The sequence below is a fragment of the Antarcticibacterium sp. 1MA-6-2 genome, from assembly GCF_021535135.1.
In the GTDB taxonomy this organism is placed as follows: Bacteria; Bacteroidota; Bacteroidia; order Flavobacteriales; family Flavobacteriaceae; genus Gillisia.
In genome coordinates, this window is record NZ_CP091036.1 from 954,029 (window position 1) to 975,260 (window position 21,232).

A 21,232-nucleotide genomic window follows, 5' to 3' on the forward strand; every position below is an offset into this window, starting at 1 on the left:
TTGATTCACATATTACCCTTAGTACTAAAAACCTTGAAATAGGTTATAAAAGTAAAAAGAAGAATACTGTTATAGCTTCTCAAATTAACCTAGATATTTATGAAGGGGAGTTAGTAGCCGTAGTGGGTGTTAACGGGGTTGGAAAATCTACTCTCTTACGTACATTAAGTGGAGTGCAGGAAGCTCTCCTGGGAGAAATTTTTATTAGATCGAAGCCTTTACAGGAAACTTCATCATTAGAACTGGCAGAATTGGTGAGTGTCGTGCTTACTTAAGTCAACCTTATTCTAAGAATCTAACTGTTCTTGAGCTAATTGCTTTGGGAAGACAACCTTATACCAATTGGATAGGAACATTATCACAAAAGGACAGTGAGCACATCAGGAATTCTCTGAAATTAATTGATATTGAAGATATACAACATAAGAAATGTTATGAGTTGAGTGACGGTCAACTTCAAAAGGTACTAATAGGCCGGGCACTTGCACAGGATACTCCGGTAGTGCTGCTGGATGAACCCACCACACATCTTGATATTTACCACCAGGCGTACGTATTAAAACTCCTGAAAAGACTTACAATTCAAACGAGGAAAAGTATAGTATTTTCTACGCACGAGATTAATCTGGCCCTGCAGTTATGCGATAAGATCATTTTGATGAAAAAAGATGACGTAATGATAGGTTCTCCTTTTCAACTCATGGAAAATGAGGCCTTCTCCAGAATTTTTCCTGAAGATCTCATCGTTTTTGATAAATCATCTCAATCATTTAAAATTAAACCTTAACTGAAAATCTTCAGGAGAAGTGGGCACAGAACTTTTACAAGAAGATCATTTAATTATCTTTGAGTAAATTCTTCTCTGCCAGATATCATGGATTTTATTCTGAACCCGTTTTATTTACTTCTTGCTCTCGCCCTGGGTTACTTGCTGGGCAACTATATCGCTGGTTTAAAAGCTAAAGCAAGATCGGGTGATTTAGCTGAAAAAAACAATCAATTAAAACTTAAGATTGAAGACCTTAATAATCAGCATATCAACAGTGTTGAAGAATTTAAAAAAGAAAGGTCTGAAGCACTACTTCACCACGAAAACCTGTTATTTAAAGTAGAAAAAGAGAGAGATCTATTGAGGAAAGAAAGAGATTTTTTCAGCAATGATCTTACCCGAAGAAATGCAGAATTTGAGAACCTTCAGCAAAGAAATCTGGAACAAAAAGAGGAAGTAGAACAACTTCAGAAAAAATTTGAAGCGCAATTTGAAAATCTGGCGAACAAGATCTTTGAAGAAAAATCAGAAAAATTTACCAACCTTAATAAGGAAAATATTCAAAATATTTTGCACCCGCTAAACGAGAAGATCAAAAGTTTTGAAGAAAAGGTTCAAAAGAATAATTCCGACTTTATAGAGCGGCATGCACAGTTGGGTGAGCAACTTCAATTCCTTAATAAACAAAACATCAGGATTAGTGAGGAAGCTACCAATCTCACAAAAGCATTAAAAGGAGATTCCCAAATGCAGGGGAACTGGGGGGAAATGATTCTGGAAAGAGTCCTGGAACGAAGCGGTTTGCAGAAAGACAGCGAATATTTTGTGCAGCAGAATTTTCAAACAGAAGAAGGGAAGAACATTCGTCCTGATGTAGTGATCTTTTTACCCGGAAATAAGAAAATGATCGTAGATTCTAAAGTCTCTCTTGTGGCGTATGAGCGCTGTATGAATGAACCTGAAGAATCTCTTCGCAGGAATCATATAAAAGATCATCTCACTTCGGTAAAAAAACGGGTGGAGGAATTGAGTGCTAAAAACTATCACATACTTTACGAAATGGAGAGCCCTGATTTCGTATTGTTATTTATCCCAATAGAATCTGCATTTGCAATGGCATCGGGTGAATATCCAAATTTGTATTCTGAAGCATTTGATAAAAACATTATTATAGTTACTCCCACCACTCTTTTAGCTGTTTTGAAAACTGTGGATACGATGTGGCAAAATGAGAAACAAAAACAAAATGCCATTGACATTGCAACTCAGGCTAAGTGCGCTTTATGATTCTTTTGTAAATCTCACAGACGATCTTCAGAAGATTGGTCGTCAATTAGGTACTGTGCAGGGAAGTTATGATACTGCCATTAAAAAGTTAACTAATAAAGGAAATTTAGTGAACCGGGTTGAAAAATTGAAAAAATTGGGTGCAAAAGCAAGCAAGCAGCTGGATCAAAAGCTTCTCACCCGCGCCCAAAATAGCAGTGATAGTTACGAAATTGATGATGCTGAATAAAATAAATGTTTTTAAGGATATATTACTTTATAACTTTGTCATGTACACAAAGACTTTTTTGAGGTAATTTTTCCCGTTCGTATATATTATAAAATGAAAATGTAAATTTGGTTCACCACATCGTACCATGAAAAAGACGCTTTACTATATATTGGGAAGTTTACTACTACTTTACCTTCTCTATTTTGCTTTCATTTACTTTGTACCCTATAGCGAAGGGACTCGTACCGGGGAATTAATAAAATTCAGCAGGAAAGGTGTTATTACTAAAACCTGGGAAGGTGAAATTAGCCAGGGAATAAGTGGTGCCCAGATTTTCCAGTTTTCCGTTCTAGACGGGAATAAAGAAGTTATAAAGGAGCTAAGGGAAAACGAAGGTAATTATGTAAAACTCACATACGTTGAAAGGTATTCTACCTTTATATTTTGGGGAGATACCCGCTATTTTATTACAGAAGTTGAAGAGGCAAGATCGCCACATTTTAGAGACAGATAATGCACGAAAAATTTAAAAAAATAACCCAGTCACAGGTAGTAATTTCCGAATTAATGCTTCCCTCCCATTCCAATTTTAATGGGAAAATCCATGGAGGATATATTTTGTCACTCCTAGACCAGATCGCCTTTGCCTGTGCCTCCAAACACTCCGGTGTCTATTGTGTTACAGCAAGCGTGGACACAGTAGATTTTTTAAATCCTATTGAAATTGGAGAACTCGTCACAATGAAAGCTTCAGTTAATTACGTGGGTTCCAGTTCCATGGTCATAGGTATTAGAGTGGAGGCTGAAAACATTCAAACAGGAGTAGTAAAACATTGTAATTCCTCTCATTTTACAATGGTAGCAAAGGATAAAGAAGGAAAATCGGTCAAAGTTCCAGGTCTCATAATAGAAACTGATGATGATATACGCAGGTTCGTCAAAAGCATTCAACGAAGCAATATGAAAAAGAAGCGCAAGCAGGAATTTCATGAAACCGATTTTACCTCCAGTGAATACCTTCATTTACTTAAAGATCACAACGTGAAGTTGGAAATGAAATGAAAATAAATGGTTTTATACTATCCTTACTGTCGGCAATCCTGTTGGCCTATTTCTTTCCCACTGCTTTAAGTCGCCTGCCTCTTCCTTTAATTATAAATATTGGGATTGGTCTTATCTTTTTCTTTTACGGACTTAAAATGGCTCCCGCAGAGCTTAAACAGGGATTTTTTAATTATCCTTCCCATTTCTTAATACAGGGTACAACTTTTATCTTATTCCCCTTCATTACCCTTGCCTTTTTTCCATTTTTTGAAGGAGGAACTGAATCTGATCTATGGTTGGCAATCTTTTTCCTAGGAGTTCTTCCCTCTACAGTTTCCTCATCTGTAGTTATGGTTGCCATTGCGAAAGGAAACCTGCCTACCGCAATTTTTAATGCCAGTATCTCCGGATTAATCGGAATTCTGGCCACTCCACTTTTGTTAAGCATCTTTCTTTCTGATTCCGGAAAATTTGAATTTCTGGACGTTGTCCTAAAGCTGGTTTTTCAAATTGTTCTTCCATTATGTGCAGGTCTTTTATTACAAAGGTTCTTTGGAAATATTGCGCTTAAATACAGTAAAAGTCTTGGTTTATTTGATAAAGCAGTTATAGTATTGATCGTTTACTCGAGTTTTAGTAACTCCTTCAATTCCAATCTTTTTGCAACCGTGGGGGTACTGGATCTTGTGAAACTTTTCGCTATTGTAATTGTCCTGTTTTTCCTTGTATATGGAATGATGAGCTATATCTGCAGAATTTTAGGTTTCAGCTTAAAAGATACTATAACTGTAAAATTTTGTGGAACTAAAAAATCTCTTGTTCATGGTTCGGTAATGGTGAAGATTATCTTCGGAAGCAGCGCCAGTGTGGGTCTTTTTCTTCTGCCAATCATGTTATATCACATTCTTCAGTTACTGCTCGTTTCGGTTTTTGCTGAAAACTATCGGCAAAAGTGGCTAAAGCAGTCTAATCCTGCTATTGTAGAAGATTAATTCCATACTCCATAGCATTGTAGGTAAAGATCGCCCAGCCAATCAAAAGGAGTAATCCTCCCAAAGGGGTGACAGGACCCAGAAATTTGATCTTTTTACCTCGGGCAGCACTCAAGCTTAGAGCATAAATTCTAAAGGAAAACAGGAATGTTCCAAGTACGAAGCACCACCCCATAACAATTTGCGAGGAAGTGGTAAAGGGAAATATTATTGCACAAATTATTAGAACAAGTGCGTGATACATTTGATATCTCACTCCTGTTTCAAAGCTGGATTGTGAGGTTTCATTGAGGATCTTTTTAAGGGCATGAGCTCCAAAGGCTCCAAATAAAACAGCTAAACCTCCATAAATGCCTCCTAAAATTAACAGATTTTCTTTCATAGTGCTAAAATTACGTGAAAATAAGGACCCTACAACAGTTCCTAATTTTTTGTAGATTCAATTTGTCGTATCTTTAAACAAAAATAGAATTATTATGAAAAAATCATTATTTATTGCTGCAATATTAGCTTTCTTTCTTACCAGTTGTGGTGGTCCTAAAATAGTGGGAACCTGGAATGTTGATCGATACGTAGTAGACAATCAGCAAGGAAGAACAATGAACACAACAAATGCTTACCAGATAAAGATAAATAAAAATGGTACCGGAGAAAAAGATATAAACTATGCTATGTTTCAAACAGAGTTTAGTGATACACAAAGTTTTAGATGGAATATGCCCAGCGAGGATTTAATTACCCTTACAAGTTCAAATTCCACCAATTCTGATCTTGATAAAACCTGGATCATTGTTTCTAAAAAGAAGGATAAGCAAGTATGGCGTTCTACAGATGGTAAGAACACTGTCCAAACTTTAGAATTAAGTAAAAATTAATTTTCTGCTTTTTAAGAAATAAAAAAGGCTGCCAATCGGCAGCCTTTTTTTTATAGGTTTAAAATTGTTTACTTACTTAAATACATCTTTCTTCTAGAATACAAATCATAAAAAGCATCATCTCTTAAGCTATCTATAAAAAGTATACTTTCACCAGTACTCTTCATTTCCGGTCCTAATTGTTTATTTACATTTGGAAATTTATTGAATGAAAATACAGGTTGCTTAATAGCATAGCCTTTAAGCTGTGGATTGAATTCAAAATCTGTGATCTTCTTCTCACCCAACATAATTTTAGTAGCATAGTTTACATAAGGCTCACCATAAGCTTTTGCAATAAAAGGAACAGTCCTGGAAGCTCTTGGATTGGCTTCAATGATGTAAACCTTATCGTCCTTGATCGCAAATTGTATATTAATTAGTCCCACTGTGTTAAGTGCCAGAGCTATTTTATGAGTGTGATCTTTTATTTGCTGCATTACCAGGTCTCCCAGGTTAAAAGGAGGAAGTAGCGAATTTGAATCTCCGGAATGAATTCCACAAGGTTCAATATGTTCCATAATTCCAATAATATACACGTTTTCACCGTCGCAAATAGCATCTGCTTCCGCTTCAATAGCTCCGTCTAAATAATGGTCCAGTAAGAGTTTATTATTAGGTATAGATCTTAGGAGATCAATAACATGCTCCTCCAGCTCGTCTTTATTTATCACGATCTTCATACCCTGACCACCTAAAACATAAGAAGGCCTCACAAGGATAGGGAAATTTAGTTCTTTAGCCACTTCCAGTGCTTCATCGGCTGTTTCGGCAACACCAAATTCCGGGTAAGGAATATCATTTTCCTGTAGCAATCTGGAGAAACTACCCCTGTCTTCAGCTAAATCCAAAGACTTATAGCTGGTGCCCATTATTTTTATTCCGTAGCGATCAAGTTTTTCAGCCAATTTTAATGCTGTTTGACCTCCAAGCTGCACGATCACTCCTTCAGGTTTTTCGTGGCGAATTATATCATAAATATGCTCCCAGAAAATCCCTCAAAATAAAGCTTATCTGCTACATCAAAATCTGTTGAAACCGTTTCAGGATTACAGTTGATCATTATTGTTTCATATCCACATTCCGCAGCTGCCAGGACACCATGAACACAGCAGTAATCAAATTCGATCCCCTGCCCTATTCTGTTAGGACCAGATCCTAATACAACGATCTTTTTCTTATCTGTGACCTTACTTTCGTTATCAATAAAACGAGTTCCATCAGCTTTCTCAATATCAGCTTCAAAAGTGGAGTAGTAATACGGAGTATATGCACGGAATTCGGCAGCACAGGTATCTACTAATTTAAAGATCCTCTTTACCCCCAGTTCCTCTCTTCTGTTATAAACCTCACTTTCCAGGCAATCCAACATATAAGCGATCTGCCTGTCAGCAAATCCTTTTTGCTTTGCTTCCAGTAACAGGTCTTTCGACAGTGTATCAAGACTGTATTTTGAAATTTCTACCTCGAGAGCATATAGTTCCTCATATTGTTTAAGGAACCACATATCTATTTTAGTAATTTCATGGATCCTGCTAAGTGGGATCCCAGCCTGAATGGCATCATATATTACAAAAACTCTGTCCCAGCTGGGATGAGTTAGTTTATCAATAATTTGATCGTATTTCTTATAGCCTTTTCCATCTGCACCCAATCCGTTTCTCTTAATTTCCAGAGACTGCGTGGCTTTATGAAGAGCTTCCTGAAATGATCTTCCTATTCCCATTACCTCTCCTACAGATTTCATTTGAAGTCCAAGAGTACGATCACTGCCTTCAAATTTATCAAAGTTCCAACGCGGGATCTTCACAATTACGTAATCCAGGGTGGGTTCAAATAAAGCTGAAGTTGACTTGGTAATTTGGTTTTGCAATTCATTGAGGTTGTATCCAATTGCTAATTTCGTTGCTATTTTAGCGATAGGATAGCCAGTAGCTTTGGATGCCAGTGCTGATGAACGGGAAACTCGCGGATTAATTTCCACGGCTATAATATCTTCTTTCTCATCTGGGCTCACTGCGAACTGTACATTACAACCCCCGGCAAAATCTCCAATGCTTCTCATCATAAGAATTGCCAGGTCCCGCATTCTTTGGTAGGTCGTGTCGCTAAGAGTCATTGCAGGAGCAACTGTAATAGAATCCCCGGTATGAATACCCATAGGATCCATATTTTCTATAGAACAAATAATAACCACATTATCATTCCTGTCACGAAGAAGTTCCAGCTCATACTCTTTCCAGCCTATTAAAGCCTTATCAATAAGTACTTCATGAATTGGAGAAGCTTCGAGGCCCAGGGTGAGCAGTTCATCGAAATCTTCTGCCCTGTGTACAAATGCTGCTCCTGTACCACCCAATGTAAAAGAAGCCCTTATTACTAATGGAAATCCAAATTCCTGGGCAACTTCTTTTCCCTGTAGATAAGAAGTAACAGTTTTTGCAGGTGCTACAGGAACACCAATTTTCCCCATTAATTGTTTAAACTTCTCCCTGTCTTCTGTAATATTTATTGCGTCAATGTCAACCCCTATAAGCTTAACTCCAAAATCTTTCCATATCCCTTTTTCATCGGCTTCTATACAGAGATTCAATGCAGTTTGACCTCCCATAGTTGGCAATACAGCATCAATATTTGGGTGTTTTTTTAATATCTCTATTATAGATTTGGTGGTAAGCGGTTTCAAATAAATATGATCTGCCATGGAAGGGTCAGTCATTATTGTTGCCGGATTGGAATTAATAAGAATTGTCTCAATTCCTTCTTCGTTAAGAGATTTTAGTGATTGTGCTCCTGCATAATCAAATTCACAAGCCTGACCAATTACAATGGGACCTGAACCAATTATTAGAACACATTTAAGCTGATTGTTTTTAGGCATTTTTAAATAAAATTATATTCCGTTAAAAATAGGAAGCGTTTAGGTATAAAAAAAGGCGTTACTTCAAAAAGTAACACCTTATTATTTTGAGACTAATTTTCACTAGTGCTTATGTCTGTTTTCTGAAGATACAGATAATTTCTTTCTACCTTTAGCTCTTCTTCTTGCTAATACCTTTCTTCCGTTCACACTGGCCATTCGTTCTCTGAAACCGTGCTTATTTTTTCTTTTTCTTTTAGATGGCTGAAACGTTCTTTTCATTTTAATTATCTCTTTATATCTCCTGTGGAAACCTTAGTTAAATTAGTTCTAAACCTTCTTTTAAAACTGCGGGCAAATATACAAAGACTTTTATCTCTTGCAAAAACTAAATAAAAATAATTTTAATTGTTTTTATTACCTTTGCCGCCTGTAAATAAAGGCATCATGTTCAATAAGAATATCAAATTAGTTTTAGCTTAGTGTAATAGTAGCCATTGCTATCTGGCAGTTTTACCTCGGAAACATAGGTAACGGGATCATGTTTATTCTGCTTTCACTCATTTTCATCTTTCTGTATTACAAGAACGAAATGATCCTGATGGCTTTTTTAAGGCTAAGAAAACAGGATTTCCCCGGCGCTAAAAAATGGCTGGACAAAATTAAGGATCCTGAAGCTGCACTTACTCAAAAACAACAAGGCTATTACTGGTACCTGCACGGACTTATGCTTTCCCAAACAAATATTACAAAAGCCGAAAAATATTTTAAAAAAGCTATTAAACTGGGACTTTCAATGGATCAGGATTTGGCTATGGCTAAATTAAATCTGGCGGGTATAGCAATGACAAAGAGACGGAAACGAGAAGCCCAAAATCTTCTTGTGGAAGCAAAAAAACTGGATAAGCACGGGATGCTGAAAGAACAAATCCAGATGATGAAACAGCAGATGAAGAAAATTTAGATAATATTTTCTTTACAAAAAGTTAAAAATTTATAAAATTACCTGCTTTTTACCCTGGATATCTGCATTTTAACGAATAATTTTCTTACACCTTTTATCATTTAGTAAATTTGTATTTATAATGTTAAATGCATTGAATGGTAAGAATTTTACTTCTAATTTTTACATTATTATTGGTTTTTAAAGCCTCAGCCCAACAGGAAGAAGAGAGGATCTTTTTCACTGAAGCTCTTGCTGTGCATCTTCCCAAATATGAGAAGAAGGCGAAAGACGCCTATTTTTACAGAGATTTTGAAAGAGGAAGAGAACTATTTGATTCTCTGGTTAACTTTCAGCTTAGCGGCAGCTATATGGACAATTTCAAATTCTTTACTCTTAAAGGTAAAATCACTTCCCTATACGAGTTTAAAAAACCGTTATATTTAATTACATATGCAACCTGGTGCGTAACTTCCAAAGGTGAGATCCCGGCTCTGAATGAACTGGCCAAAAAATACAGTGCCCAAATAAATTTCGTTGTTTTATTCTGGGATGATCAAAAAGCTGCTAAAGAAGCTGCAAGGGCATACAATAAAGCTATAACTGTTGTTTATGTGGATGAGCTACAGAATAAGAATCCCTTCGTTATTAGTATCCTAAAACATTCCCTGGGGCTTCCTACAACTTTTCTTTTAGATGGAAACAAAAAAATTCTGAATATAAGGAGAGGCGTAACCCATTACTACGGTAAAAGTTTTGAAGAATCTTTAGATGCGAATTACAACTCTATTTACGACGGTATTGCCAATCATTTGCTCGGTATAAAAGGATATGACTTACCCGCCAGTCCTGTAGCCTCCAACTAATTACATTCCTACATTATAATATCCCTTTTGTGGGATTTCAATTTTATACTTCTTACCTGAGTTATTATCCAAATGTGCTTCTCTTAGCCAGGGATTGTGAAGTTTAAGGATTTTGTAGTTGATTCCATGCTCTTTTGCAAATCCTGCAAAATCCGTAACTGGAGAGGAAATTTCTACTGTATAAGTAGGGATATGCTTATAAAGGTCCTTTTCCTCGTAATGGAATCCATACTTGTACGGATCTTTCATAATTTCTTTCAATGCAAGTATCCTGAAAACATACCTCCCTGTCTCTTCCCCCAGCAATAAATCGTAATAATCATTCACATCCTGCCTCTCCAATTGCCTTGAAATTCCGGCATTCCCCGCATTATAGGCCGCAGCCGCCAATGTCCAGCTTCCAAATTTTTCTTTTGATTTTTTAAGATAATCCGCAGCAACTCTTGTAGCTTTTTCAATATGGTACCTTTCATCCACATTACTGTTAATTTCCAGCTTATAATCCTTGCCCGTTCCCTCCATTATTTGCCAGAACCCGGTGGCTCTTGCCGGGGAGACTGCCTGGGTAAGACTGCTTTCTATAACAGCAATGTATTTAAGATCATCTGGTACTCCCTTCTCTTTTAAAATAGGCTCTATAACAGGAAAATATTTATTAGCCCGTTTCATCAACAATAATGCATTTGATTGCCAGTAGGTATTGACAAGCAGTTCCTTGTCCATTCTTTCATAAATATCCGGATTATCTAAAGGAACAGGCTCACCTGCAAAATTCAGATCATCAGGCATGGGTAAAGCATAAATATTATAATCTTTCGTAACTTTTCCTTCCTCATCCCTTTCTTGAATTTTCTCTGTTGTACTTTTTGCTGCAGGAGTTTGCTGTACGGCCTGGATGCTAAGGGCACAAATGGTAATAAGTCCAATACTCATCAACATAATCTTTAATAACTTCATTGCTCTACCTTTTTTGTTGTCTTTTTGTCTAAAATTTTTCCGTGTAAAATTATTTCGGGCAAGTAGCGGTTGAACCACTTAAACCTGTTTATTATCATAATATGAGTTCCTCCCTTAACCGTAATACAACCTTTAATGTATTTGTAAGGAAAAACCATATCCTTGTCTCCATGAATATGGATTACATTTTCCCTTGCTTTCTCACAATCCCAAAGAACCATTTTTTCAATTGCCCAACTTAAATAGATCCTGTTTCTAATAGCAAGATATTTATTATATAAACGTGCCCTCTTCTTCAGAAATTGATTTAGCGGAAGTTTTTCAATATAATCCAGATAATCTAAGAGGCTTGTGGGTAATAATTTGAAGGAGCCAGTTTTAGCTGCAAATTTCATCCTTCTTGGAAGCTCCTCTCTGCACTTCACGCTGGAAATGATAATGAGTCTTTGGAGTTTTATGTAATTGCTTAGTTCCTGTACTATAACTCCTCCAAAGGAAACTCCAATTAAAACACAATTATCATGTTTTACATAAGGTTTTAATCTCTCTACATACTCCTTAAGACTCTCATCCTTAAAAGGAATTATCCACTCCAGGTAGTGTACTTCAAATTGATCCCGGGGTAATTTAATGTTTTCAAATATCGATCGATCTGTTGCCAGTCCGGGCATAAAATAAACATGGATCTTTTCCTGATTTACTAACATATAAAATAATTGCAGGTTATTTACGCCGAAGAAGCCTCTTTCCAAAAATAATTCAATTTTTACAGAGAGACTAAAATACAGAGAGAAAAAAGAGAATCCTTACATTTCAATGATGAACAGGAAGTTAGATTGCTTATTGCGAATTAAAGCATTAACTTTGTGTATCTCACTAAAAAATTTTTGGAGTAGGTCTTGATCCCGGAGCATCTTTTTTGGATTTCCTTTTTTATTGGATATCATTTCTGCACCTGCACATTTTGGATTCAGACTTAGCCAATAGTGAAATTGTTAAATTAAAAAATCAGAACGATGATAGATGATGATATGGTAATTACCAACAATGAATTCTTGAGACAGTTTGAAACTGTCATAAAAGACGAACTTGTCACTGTGGAATATTCTCAACAGGAACGAAAAATATTCCTCACCAAACTTTCTATGTCTGAAGATTTAAGGGAGGAAGGTTATCTTGAAAATTTCCTTTCTACTTTACTAAGCAAAATCCAGGAAGGGACGGACAGGGTAGTACCAACCAGTCCTGAGATTGCAAAATTTATGCGCAAGAACAGAAGAAAGTATAAAGACCTTCTTCCTGTTGGCATAAACATTTAAACTGCCACTGCTGGTTCTAAATATTTAAAGCGTACAATACCGTCTTCATCTATATTAGATAGCTCTATTTGATGCAAGGTATTAACAAGAGAAGGATTCCAGGGAGTTTTTACTTTCACGTAATTCCCGGTGAAACCATGAATATAACCTTCTTTGTTTTCACCTTCAAATAAAACGGTTTGAGCTGTTCCTAATTGGCTTTCATAAAAAGCACGACGTTTTTTAGCTGATAAACCTCTTAACATTTTACTGCGCTTTTTTCTGACTTTTAGGGGCACAACCTCGTCCATAATAGCAGCAGGTGTATTATCCCTTTCAGAATACGTGAAAACATGTAAATAGGAAATATCCAGGTCGTTCAGGAAATTGTAGGTCTCTAAAAACTTTTCATCAGTTTCTCCCGGGAAGCCTACTATTATGTCTACTCCTATACAGGCATGAGGCATAGTAGACTTGATCCTGGCTACCCGGTCTACATATAATTCTCTCATGTATCGGCGTTTCATCAACTTTAGGATATCATTGCTTCCACTCTGTAAGGGAATATGAAAGTGAGGCACAAAACTGTTACTGCTTAGCCACGAATTCAATAGTCTCGTTTTTAAGCAAATTTGGTTCTATAGACGAAATCCTTAGTCTCTCAATTCCTTCTACTTCATCCAATGCCCTTACCAGGTCGAGAAAAGTATGTTCATGCTTTTTATTTCCAAATTCCCCTTTCCCGTAATCTCCTATATTAACTCCGGTCAATACAATTTCCTTAATTCCTTTTTCTGAAATCGTTGAAGCGTTTTGAAGAACGTTTTCCAGTTTATCGCTTCTCGAAATTCCTCGAGCCAAAGGAATTGTACAGTAGGTACATTTATAATCACAACCATCCTGAACTTTTAAAAAAGCTCTGGTACGGTCGCCAAAAGAGTAAGAACCCACATAAAAGTCGGCATCTTCAATTTCACAGGAATGAATTTGTACAGACTCGTGCTTCACAAGATCATTCAGGTAGTGGGTAATCTTAAATTTCTCGGTAGCACCTAAAACCAAATCAACTCCTTCAACATCGGCTAATTCCTCAGGTTTTAACTGGGCATAGCAGCCTATTGCTATAACAAAGGCATCTTCATTTACCTTCTGCGCCTGCTTTACAATACTTTTAAATCTCTTATCAGCATTTTCTGTGACTGAGCAGGTATTGATAACATATATATCAGCTTTTTCTGAAAAATCTACTCTGGTAAAACCTTCATCTTTAAAAGAACGGGCAATAGTAGACGTTTCTGAAAAATTCAGTTTACAGCCAAGGGTATAAAAGGCAACTTTTTTTAAACTCTCCATAATTCTTCTTCAGAAATAGTTACAGTAACACCTGTGAATAGTTCTTTCTGCTCCTACTTCATTGTTTTTGAAGATGCAAAGGTACCAACTAAAATTCTCTTTTAAAACCGAAAGTATTAGAAGCATTAGCTCAAAACTTCTTTTTCCAGGATAGCCTGAATTCTCCTTTTAGATTTAAAACTCTTATCTTCCGTCAAACATTGAAGAGATGAGTTTTGGAAGTGTTATTGGCGCAATTGTAAGCCTGAAGAACAATAAAAGAAGCAGAAAGCGTAAAATAGGAGTTCTTCCCGGAGAATCTCTTTTAGATGAGGGAGTGAAAAGTCATGTAACGCCCACAAAGGAGGAGCTTGAACAACTTAGAACCCGGCTTCAAAAAGAACATAAGCAAAGACAGGTAAAGATTGTTGCTTTCTTCTTTGTCTTTTTTGTAATTTTCTGCTTTGGGCTATTGAATATTTTATTCTGAAATTTCAGTTCTTACTCCCGTCTCCATTTTTTGGTATCCTCAAAAACCTGTTCCAGAATTTCTTTATCTTCATTAGAGAACAGAAGATTTCTTCGGTTTAAAACAATTTCGGCAACTTCAAAAGCTTTAGACGTCTTATAAGTAGTTATACCTCCACTACCTCCCCAGCTAAAACTAGGAATAAAATTACGTGGAAACCCACTTCCAAAAATGTTTGCACTCACGCCCACTACTGTACCCGTATTGAACATGGTATTAATAGAACATTTACTGTGATCTCCCATCATTAATCCGCAGAATTGAAGACCTGTAGACGCAAATTTTTCTGTCTCGTAATCCCAAAGTTTCACCACTGCATAGTTATTCTTCAAATTAGAAGTATTAGTATCGGCTCCCAAATTACACCACTCCCCAAGAACTGAATTTCCCAGGTATCCTTCATGACTTTTATTAGAATTACCAAAAATAACCGAATTAGTAATCTCCCCTCCTACTTTTGAAAAAGGTCCAACCGTGGTGGGCCCATAAATTTTCGCACCCATTTTAACTACAGAACTTTCACCCAGAGCAAAAGGTCCCCTAATTAGAGAACCTTCCATTATTTCGGTTTTTGCTCCTATATAAATTGGACCTGTTGAAGCATTTAGGATACAAAATTCTACCTTGGCGCCTTCTTCTATAAAAATATTTTCTGCTGCCAAAACATTATTTGAGGAAGGAATTGTACAACTATTCCGGTTAGCGGTAATTAATTCAAAATCTGCCGTAAGTGCTTCTCCATTTTTAGAAAAAATATCCCAGGTGTGCTCTATTCTTAAAGGATCCCCCGAAAGTTCAAGTTGTAGATATTCCTCAAAATTAACTTCCTGATCTTCGAGTGTGTAAAATGCAACAACTTCCTCGTCGAAAAAGATAGCCTGCCCCTCTTCGAGAGATTCTATTTGTGCTACTAATTCAGGAGTGGGAAGAAAGGAAGCATTTATCATGATGTTCTCACTCATTTCCACCAGGGGCCATTTATGAGAAAGATAATCCTCGGTAACAGTAGATGTCGTAGAACCCAGCCAGCGCTCCCACTTTTCGCGAATTGTAAGTATACCTACGCGAATATCAGCTACGGGACGGGTAAAGGTAAAGGGTAATAACTGTTTTCTTACCGAACCGTCAAATAAAATAAAATTCATGTATTACTTTTTAGAGGGTTAAGGTACAAGGAAAAAAGAAAAAATTACAGCATCACCTTATTCAGCACCTTTTCAAAAAATAAAATAAAAAAAGCCTCCAATAAATGAAGGCGTAATAATCTATGTCACTAAATTCTTATTTCTTGAACTTAGAATATTTGTTCTTGAACTTGTCAATTCTACCTGCAGTATCCAATAATTTAGATTTACCAGTATAGAAAGGATGAGAGGTTCTTGAAATTTCCATTTTTACCAATGGATATTCTTGTCCTTCAACTTCAATAGTTTCTTTAGTGTTCGCGGTAGATTTTGTAATAAACACCTCTTCGTTAGACATGTCTTTAAATGCTACCAATCTATAATTTTCCGGATGGATTCCCTGCTTCATCTCTTTAATCTTTAATCTTGTTCGTTTTTTCGAGTGGCAAATTTAAGCATTTTTAATAAAAAACAACTATTTATACCCAAAAATTTTAAGCGAACCGCTTTTGTACAATTAAAGCTGCTGTATGTAACGTTTTCCTATATTTGCCTACTAACGCCATATAACCAAATTACTTTAACAAATGGAAAAAACTACTACAGTATCGCCAGGAAAGATTGGCGCAAATTATGGCATTATATTAGGCTTCATTCTCATTCTTATTTCCGTGATAATGTATGTCACAGGCTTAGCCTATGAAGGAGCACAGTGGCCCATGTATGTATATTATGTTCTATTCCCCGTTTTAATAATCTTAGGAATAAGGGCATATAAAAAAGAGAATAATTCCTTTTTAAGTTTAAGTGAAGCATTAAAAGTTGGAGTTTCTATAGGAGTAATAAGTGGTATATTATTTCTTATCTATAATCTTATCTTTAACTATTTAATTGAACCGGAGTTTGCCGAACAAATGATAGAAATTGCCAGAAACCAAATGGCAGAAACTAAGCACTCTAACAGATGAACAGATAGAAATGAGCCTGGGGTGGATAAGATGGATGTCCAATCCATTTTTGGGAGGAGCTATTTTTATTGCCATGAGTGCATTTTTTGGCTTGATTTATTCCCTCCTTGCTGGTCTTGCAATGAAAAAAGAAAATCCTTATAGCGCGTAAATTAAAATTTAATGCAATTATCTATAGTTATTCCCCTGCTAAACGAGGAGGAATCTTTACAAGAGTTATATAATTGGATTGTATCGGTGATGCAATCCAATTCTTATTCTTACGAGATCATATTTATAGATGACGGCAGTACAGATGGTTCCTGGAAGATAATAAATCATATTTCGGCAGAAGATCCTTCGGTTAAAGGAATAAAGTTTAATCGAAATTATGGTAAATCCCAGGCTCTCCACGCTAGTTTTCTTGCCGCCCAGGGAGATGTTGTTATTACAATGGATGCAGACCTCCAGGATAATCCCGATGAAATTCCTGAGCTTTATGACCTAATAAACAAACAAAAATTCGATTTGGTCTCAGGGTGGAAAAAGAAACGTTATGATTCTGTTCTCACCAAAAATTTACCTTCCAAACTCTTCAATGCAGCCGCAAGAAAAACATCGGGTGTAAAACTCCATGACTTTAACTGCGGCCTAAAAGCTTACCGCCGCGAGGTGATTAAAAATATCGATGTATATGGAGAGATGCACAGGTATATTCCTGTACTTGCAAAAAATGCAGGATTTTCAAAAATAACTGAAAAAGAGGTTAAACACCAGGCAAGAAAATATGGTAAAACCAAGTTTGGAATTGAACGTTTTATTAACGGCTTTCTCGATCTTATAAGCATTTGGTTTTTATCAAAATTTGGAAAAAGACCTATGCACCTTTTCGGTGCCCTGGGAGTTTTAATGTTTTTCTTCGGTTTTATTGCTGCTGCCTGGATAGGTCTTTCCAAACTATACAAACTTTATCACGGCCTGCCTAACATTCTTGTTACTCAGAACCCGTGGTTTTATATTTCCCTCACTTTAATGGTAATAGGTACTCAATTATTTCTCGCAGGTTTTCTTGGAGAGTTAATTTTGAGAAGTAAGAGAGAAAAAGACCGTTACCTCATTAGCAAAACAACCGGGATAAATTAAGCGCTTTCAGCTTAAATGATTATTTTTGTTTCTCTAATTTTCTAAGCTATGACACAGATAAAATCGGAAATACTTACAAAAGCTAAAGCATGGCTCTCTGATCATTTTGATACTGAGACTCAACAGGAAGTAAATAACCTCATTGAGAATCATCCAAAAGAACTGGAAGAAAGTTTTTATAAAAATGCGGCTTTTGGTACTTAGTGGAATGCGTGGCATTATGGGGGTTGGACCAAATAGAATAAATAAATATACTCTCGGTCGTAATTCTCAGGGTATTTCAAATATCCTGAAAAAAGAGTTTCCTGATGAGCAACAAAAGGTCGTTATAGCTTACGACTGCAGGAACAACAGTAAAGAGCTGGCCCAGGTAGTGGCAAATGTTTTTTCTGCCAATGGAATAAAAGTATATCTGTTTTCAGAACTTAGACCTACTCCCGAGCTTTCGTTTGCTGTTCGACATCTCAATTGTCACTGCGGAATAGTTCTTACTGCAAGCCATAATCCGCCGGAATATAATGGATATAAAGTATATTGGCAGGATGGAGGACAGTTAGTTCCTCCTATGGACAGCAGAATAATTAATGAAATAGAAAGTATAGATTTTTCTGAAATAAATTACAACACCAACGATGATCTTATAGAATATATTGGAGAGGAAGTAGATAAGGCTTTTATTGAAGCTTCTGTAAAAAATGGAAGTTTTAATACTTCTTCTGAAGCTAAAGACAATTTAAATATTGTTTTTACCTCCCTTCACGGTACCTCGATTACCACTAATCCCGATATTCTTGAGAAAGCCGGATATAAAAATGTTTTCCTGGTAAAAGAACAGGAAAAACCTGATGGAAATTTTCCCACCGTAAAATCTCCAAATCCCGAAGAGCCTGAAGCCATGGAAATGGCTATGAAACTTGCCGAAGAAAAAAATGCCGATATAGTGATTGGTACAGATCCAGATGCAGACCGATTGGGAATTGCAGTAAGAGATCTGGAAGGAAAACTCATTCTTCTCAATGGAAACCAAACCATGATCATAATGAGTTGGTTCCTCCTGGAGCAATGGAAAAAGCAAAACAAATTAAACAAAGATACCTTTGTTGCTTCCACCATAGTTTCTACTCCAATGCTAAAAAGTATTACTGAAGATTATGGCGCTCAATACCTTGAGGTTCTAACTGGATTTAAATGGATAGCCAAGCTTATAAAAGACAACCCACAATTAAATTTCATTGGTGGTGGTGAAGAAAGTTTTGGATATATGGTAGGTGATTTTGTAAGGGATAAGGATGCAGCTACGTCTACCCTTCTTGCCTGTGAAATTGCCGCTCAAATGAAAGCCCAGGGAAGCTCTGTCTATCAAAAACTCCTGGAACTATATGTTGAATATGATCTTTACAGGGAGGAACTAATTTCCCTTGTCAAAAAAGGAATTGAAGGGGAAGCAGAAATAAAGCAGATGATGATCGATCTAAGGGAGCAGCCACTTAAAGAGATTGATGGAGAAAAAGTTGTACTTATCGAAGACTATCAATCTTCAGTTTCAAAAAATCTCCAGGACAATACAGAAGCTTCCATAGACATTCCCAAATCTAATGTGCTTATTTATTACACCGAAGCCGGAACAAAAGTTGCGGCAAGGCCCAGTGGTACAGAGCCAAAGATCAAGTTTTATATAAGTATAAGCGATGAGCTTAAAGCTGTAGAACAGTATGAGGAAATTAACGGGCAACTGGCTGAAAAGATCTTAAGAATTAAAAAAGATCTAAAGGTAGATTAACAATACTTAATGACGTATTTCAGAAAAATTCTTGAATTTGCGAAACCATATAAGAGGTTCGCAGTCCTCAATATTATTTGTAACATTTTATATGCTCTTTTTAGCACGCTATCCTTTATAGCACTTATTCCAGTAATTAGGATCCTGGTAGACCCCGAGGAAAGAGTTGTACAAAAGCAGGTATGGAGTGGCTGGAGAGATGCTCCTGAATATTATGAAGGTATATTTAATTATGATATAAGCCAGAGGGTTGCACAGGATGAAGTCTCTGCACTCGTGTTTGTTTGTGGAATAGTCGTACTACTTTTTTTTCTGAAAAATCTTTTTGGATATTTAGCTGCATTTTTTCTTACTTTTTTACGCAATGGTGTTCTACGGGATCTAAGAAATGCTATATACAAGAAGATTCTTTCTTTACCCATTTCCTATTTTTCTGAAAAGAAAAAAGGTGATACAATTTCCAGAATAACGGCCGATGTGAACGAAGTCCAGTTTTCTTTCCTTTCCATCCTGGAATTAATTGTTAGAGAACCGCTACTCATAATTTTCACCATCATCGCAATGTTGACTATAAGTGCGAAACTTACCATCTTTGTATTCGTGTTTTTACCCGTATCGGGTTTTCTTATTTCAATTATAGGTAAAAAACTTAAAAGCCAATCTCATAAAGCCCAGGAAGAAAATGGGCATTTTCTGTCAATAGTAGAAGAAACCCTCTCCAGCCTAAAAATTGTTAAAGGATTTAATGCTGAAGAAAGTTTTCAAAAGAAATTTGAGGATTCTACCAACAGGTTGAATACCATTTTAAACAGCCTGGTGAACAGACAAAATCTGGCTTCACCTGCCAGTGAATTCCTTGGGATTTTTGTTATCGTGGTAATACTTTGGTTTGGAGGAAATATGGTACTCGTAGAAGGCACTCTGGATGCTGCTGCTTTTATTGCTTTCCTGGCGCTCTCTTATAATATTCTTACCCCTGCAAAACAAATTTCCAAAGCTTCCTACAGTGTGAAAAAAGGAAATGCCGCTGCTGAAAGAATTTTGGATGTGCTGGAAACAGAGCCTTCAATTACTAATTCTCCCGATGCTAAGGAGATCAATACTTTTGGAAATGCTGTAGATATAGAAAATGTATCCTTTATGTATGAGGATGAGCCAGTCCTCAAAAATTTCAGTTTACATGTGCCAAAAGGAAGTACTGTTGCTCTTGTAGGTCAATCGGGTAGTGGAAAATCTACTATTGCAAATCTAATTACCAGATTTTACGATGTAAACAAGGGGAATATTAAAATTGATGGGATTGATATACGGAATATTACTAAAAAATCTCTTCGGGATCAAATGGGACTAGTTACTCAGGATTCTATTTTGTTTAATGATACTATTAAAAATAATATATCCCTGGGAAAACCCGGCGCGACAGAAGAAGAAATAACAGAAGCTCTTAAAGTCGCAAACGCCTGGGAATTTGTAAAAGATTTGCCCTTAGGTTTGGAAACAAATATTGGGGACAGCGGCAATAAATTAAGTGGGGGTCAAAAACAAAGGCTTTCCATTGCCCGTGCTGTTCTTAAAAATCCGCCGATAATGATCCTGGATGAGGCCACCTCTGCCCTTGATACGGAAAGCGAAAAACTTGTTCAGAAAGCATTGGAAAATATGATGAAGAATCGAACTTCTATTGTAATTGCTCACAGGTTATCCACCATTCAAAATGCAGATAAAATTGTGGTTATGAATAAAGGAGAAATCGTTGAACAGGGAAAACACGAAGAATTACTTCTTCATAATGGTACCTATCGAAAACTTGTAGAAATGCAGTCCTTTGAATAAAACCTTATAACTAAAACTGAAAAACCTTCAAAGATCTCTTTGAAGGTTTTTTTATTTCAGCTCAATTTAAAGTTATTTTTTATCCTCTACTGGAATTTTAATTTCTTCTTCTTTTGTAGCATCCTTAAATTCTTTAATTCCGCTACCCAATCCTCTCATAAGTTCAGGGATCTTTTTACCTCCAAAAATCAGAAGTAAAATAACTGCTATCAGGATCACCTGTGGCATTCCTATAAATAAGGGTAAAATAAGAGTTTCCATAATTGACATTTTTTGGGAAGTTAAGTTTATTTGAACGGAATAGAAGAACGTTTAACAATTAAATTTCAAAAGCACCTGATTATTAAACTTTAAATTGAAATTTTTTCTTCGGAAAACTCCTCATTTCTGTTTTAACAGATTA

At 36.3% G+C, this 21,232-nt stretch carries 22 protein-coding genes and 4 pseudogenes; 17 read left to right on the forward strand and 9 right to left on the reverse strand.

Annotated features, from left to right (window positions below; genetic code table 11):
• The first annotated feature begins 122 nt into the window (after window positions 1–122).
• The 7 genes from LZ575_RS23275 (at window position 123) to LZ575_RS04905 (ending at window position 4,303) form a co-directional block, all read left to right on the forward strand.
• Window positions 123–275 (forward strand): ATP-binding cassette domain-containing protein, encoded by a 153-nt coding sequence (locus LZ575_RS23275; protein WP_311195975.1) that lies wholly within the window; start codon window positions 123–125, stop codon window positions 273–275.
• A 44-nt stretch (window positions 276–319) separates the two neighbouring features.
• Window positions 320–787 carry an ABC transporter ATP-binding protein gene (locus LZ575_RS23280; protein WP_311195976.1) on the forward strand — a complete coding sequence of 156 codons (468 nt, stop codon included), beginning with the start codon at window positions 320–322 and terminating at the stop codon, window positions 785–787.
• Window positions 788–874: 87 nt separating this feature from the next.
• On the forward strand, window positions 875–2,056 hold the full coding sequence (locus LZ575_RS04890; RefSeq protein ID WP_311195977.1) for a DNA recombination protein RmuC: 1,182 nt from the start codon (window positions 875–877) through the stop codon (window positions 2,054–2,056).
• Window positions 2,016–2,285 carry a DNA recombination protein RmuC gene (rmuC, locus tag LZ575_RS23285; protein WP_311195978.1) on the forward strand — a complete coding sequence of 90 codons (270 nt, stop codon included), beginning with the start codon at window positions 2,016–2,018 and terminating at the stop codon, window positions 2,283–2,285. The genes LZ575_RS04890 and rmuC overlap by 41 nt, the downstream gene beginning before the upstream one ends.
• Before the next feature lie 127 nt (window positions 2,286–2,412).
• Window positions 2,413–2,781, forward strand: coding sequence for a 6-phosphogluconate dehydrogenase (locus LZ575_RS04895; protein WP_235329460.1), 369 nt, complete (start codon window positions 2,413–2,415; stop codon window positions 2,779–2,781).
• Window positions 2,781–3,329: an acyl-CoA thioesterase gene (locus LZ575_RS04900; RefSeq protein ID WP_235329462.1), complete on the forward strand. Its 549-nt coding sequence runs from the start codon at window positions 2,781–2,783 to the stop codon at window positions 3,327–3,329. The genes LZ575_RS04895 and LZ575_RS04900 overlap by 1 nt, the downstream gene beginning before the upstream one ends.
• On the forward strand, window positions 3,326–4,303 hold the full coding sequence (locus LZ575_RS04905; protein WP_235329464.1) for a bile acid:sodium symporter: 978 nt from the start codon (window positions 3,326–3,328) through the stop codon (window positions 4,301–4,303). The genes LZ575_RS04900 and LZ575_RS04905 overlap by 4 nt, the downstream gene beginning before the upstream one ends.
• Here the strand turns inward: LZ575_RS04905 and LZ575_RS04910 are convergent.
• A complete protein-coding gene (locus LZ575_RS04910; protein ID WP_235329466.1) occupies window positions 4,287–4,685 on the reverse strand; it encodes a DUF423 domain-containing protein in 399 nt (132 codons plus the stop codon). The genes LZ575_RS04905 and LZ575_RS04910 overlap by 17 nt on opposite strands.
• Before the next feature lie 94 nt (window positions 4,686–4,779).
• Between LZ575_RS04910 and LZ575_RS04915 the strand changes: the two genes are divergently transcribed.
• Window positions 4,780–5,178, forward strand: a complete 399-nt coding sequence (locus LZ575_RS04915; RefSeq protein ID WP_235329468.1) for a hypothetical protein — start codon at window positions 4,780–4,782, stop codon at window positions 5,176–5,178.
• Between the two features lie 68 nt (window positions 5,179–5,246).
• Here LZ575_RS04915 and carB read toward each other — a convergent pair.
• Both carB and rpmH read right to left on the reverse strand, forming a co-directional pair.
• A pseudogene (gene carB / locus LZ575_RS04920) lies at window positions 5,247–8,098 on the reverse strand (carbamoyl-phosphate synthase large subunit).
• 102 nt (window positions 8,099–8,200) lie between these two features.
• A complete protein-coding gene (gene rpmH, locus LZ575_RS04925; protein WP_013071475.1) occupies window positions 8,201–8,359 on the reverse strand; it encodes a 50S ribosomal protein L34 in 159 nt (52 codons plus the stop codon).
• Between the two features lie 165 nt (window positions 8,360–8,524).
• Between rpmH and LZ575_RS04930 the strand changes: the two are divergent.
• Together LZ575_RS04930 and LZ575_RS04935 are read left to right on the forward strand one after the other, a co-directional pair.
• A pseudogene (locus tag LZ575_RS04930) lies at window positions 8,525–9,041 on the forward strand (DUF2892 domain-containing protein).
• A gap of 137 nt (window positions 9,042–9,178) precedes the next feature.
• Window positions 9,179–9,886, forward strand: a complete 708-nt coding sequence (locus tag LZ575_RS04935; RefSeq protein ID WP_235329470.1) for a TlpA disulfide reductase family protein — start codon at window positions 9,179–9,181, stop codon at window positions 9,884–9,886.
• On the opposite strand, the gene LZ575_RS04940 is transcribed toward LZ575_RS04935, so the two are convergent.
• Both LZ575_RS04940 and LZ575_RS04945 read right to left on the reverse strand, forming a co-directional pair.
• Entirely contained in the window at window positions 9,887–10,843 is a 957-nt protein-coding gene (locus LZ575_RS04940; protein ID WP_235329482.1) for a lytic transglycosylase domain-containing protein, read from the reverse strand. It abuts the gene before it with no gap.
• Window positions 10,840–11,550, reverse strand: a complete 711-nt coding sequence (locus LZ575_RS04945; RefSeq protein ID WP_235329484.1) for an alpha/beta hydrolase — start codon at window positions 11,548–11,550, stop codon at window positions 10,840–10,842. The genes LZ575_RS04940 and LZ575_RS04945 overlap by 4 nt, the downstream gene beginning before the upstream one ends.
• A gap of 309 nt (window positions 11,551–11,859) precedes the next feature.
• Here LZ575_RS04945 and LZ575_RS04950 point away from each other — a divergent pair, with 309 nt between their 5' ends.
• Window positions 11,860–12,162 carry an N-acetyltransferase gene (locus tag LZ575_RS04950; protein WP_235329486.1) on the forward strand — a complete coding sequence of 101 codons (303 nt, stop codon included), beginning with the start codon at window positions 11,860–11,862 and terminating at the stop codon, window positions 12,160–12,162.
• Here LZ575_RS04950 and mtaB read toward each other — a convergent pair.
• Window positions 12,159–13,494 (reverse strand): annotated as a pseudogene (gene mtaB, locus LZ575_RS04955) (tRNA (N(6)-L-threonylcarbamoyladenosine(37)-C(2))-methylthiotransferase MtaB). The gene LZ575_RS04950 and the pseudogene mtaB sit on opposite strands and share 4 nt — an antisense overlap.
• A 208-nt stretch (window positions 13,495–13,702) precedes the next feature.
• On the opposite strand from mtaB, the gene LZ575_RS04960 reads away from it, so the two are divergent.
• Window positions 13,703–13,963 (forward strand): hypothetical protein, encoded by a 261-nt coding sequence (locus LZ575_RS04960; protein ID WP_235329488.1) that lies wholly within the window; start codon window positions 13,703–13,705, stop codon window positions 13,961–13,963.
• 11 nt (window positions 13,964–13,974) lie between these two features.
• On the opposite strand, the gene LZ575_RS04965 is transcribed toward LZ575_RS04960, so the two are convergent.
• Together LZ575_RS04965 and LZ575_RS04970 are read right to left on the reverse strand one after the other, a co-directional pair.
• Window positions 13,975–15,147, reverse strand: coding sequence for a GlmU family protein (locus LZ575_RS04965; RefSeq protein WP_235329490.1), 1,173 nt, complete (start codon window positions 15,145–15,147; stop codon window positions 13,975–13,977).
• A 136-nt stretch (window positions 15,148–15,283) separates the two neighbouring features.
• On the reverse strand, window positions 15,284–15,535 hold the full coding sequence (locus LZ575_RS04970) for a type B 50S ribosomal protein L31 (protein ID WP_235329492.1): 252 nt from the start codon (window positions 15,533–15,535) through the stop codon (window positions 15,284–15,286).
• Window positions 15,536–15,713: 178 nt separating this feature from the next.
• On the opposite strand from LZ575_RS04970, the gene LZ575_RS04975 reads away from it, so the two are divergent.
• From LZ575_RS04975 to LZ575_RS04995, 5 genes and pseudogenes are all read left to right on the forward strand, one after another.
• Window positions 15,714–16,094, forward strand: coding sequence for a DUF4199 domain-containing protein (locus LZ575_RS04975; protein WP_235329495.1), 381 nt, complete (start codon window positions 15,714–15,716; stop codon window positions 16,092–16,094).
• Between the two features lie 10 nt (window positions 16,095–16,104).
• A complete protein-coding gene (locus tag LZ575_RS04980; RefSeq protein WP_235329497.1) occupies window positions 16,105–16,245 on the forward strand; it encodes a hypothetical protein in 141 nt (46 codons plus the stop codon).
• Window positions 16,246–16,256: 11 nt separating this feature from the next.
• Window positions 16,257–17,216 (forward strand): glycosyltransferase family 2 protein, encoded by a 960-nt coding sequence (locus LZ575_RS04985; protein ID WP_235329499.1) that lies wholly within the window; start codon window positions 16,257–16,259, stop codon window positions 17,214–17,216.
• A 48-nt stretch (window positions 17,217–17,264) separates the two neighbouring features.
• Window positions 17,265–18,996: pseudogene (locus tag LZ575_RS04990) on the forward strand (phospho-sugar mutase).
• A 9-nt stretch (window positions 18,997–19,005) separates the two neighbouring features.
• Window positions 19,006–20,829 carry an ABC transporter ATP-binding protein gene (locus LZ575_RS04995; RefSeq protein WP_235329501.1) on the forward strand — a complete coding sequence of 608 codons (1,824 nt, stop codon included), beginning with the start codon at window positions 19,006–19,008 and terminating at the stop codon, window positions 20,827–20,829.
• A gap of 72 nt (window positions 20,830–20,901) precedes the next feature.
• Here LZ575_RS04995 and tatA read toward each other — a convergent pair whose 3' ends face one another.
• Window positions 20,902–21,090: a twin-arginine translocase TatA/TatE family subunit gene (gene tatA / locus LZ575_RS05000; RefSeq protein WP_235329503.1), complete on the reverse strand. Its 189-nt coding sequence runs from the start codon at window positions 21,088–21,090 to the stop codon at window positions 20,902–20,904.
• Window positions 21,091–21,232 lie beyond the last annotated feature (142 nt).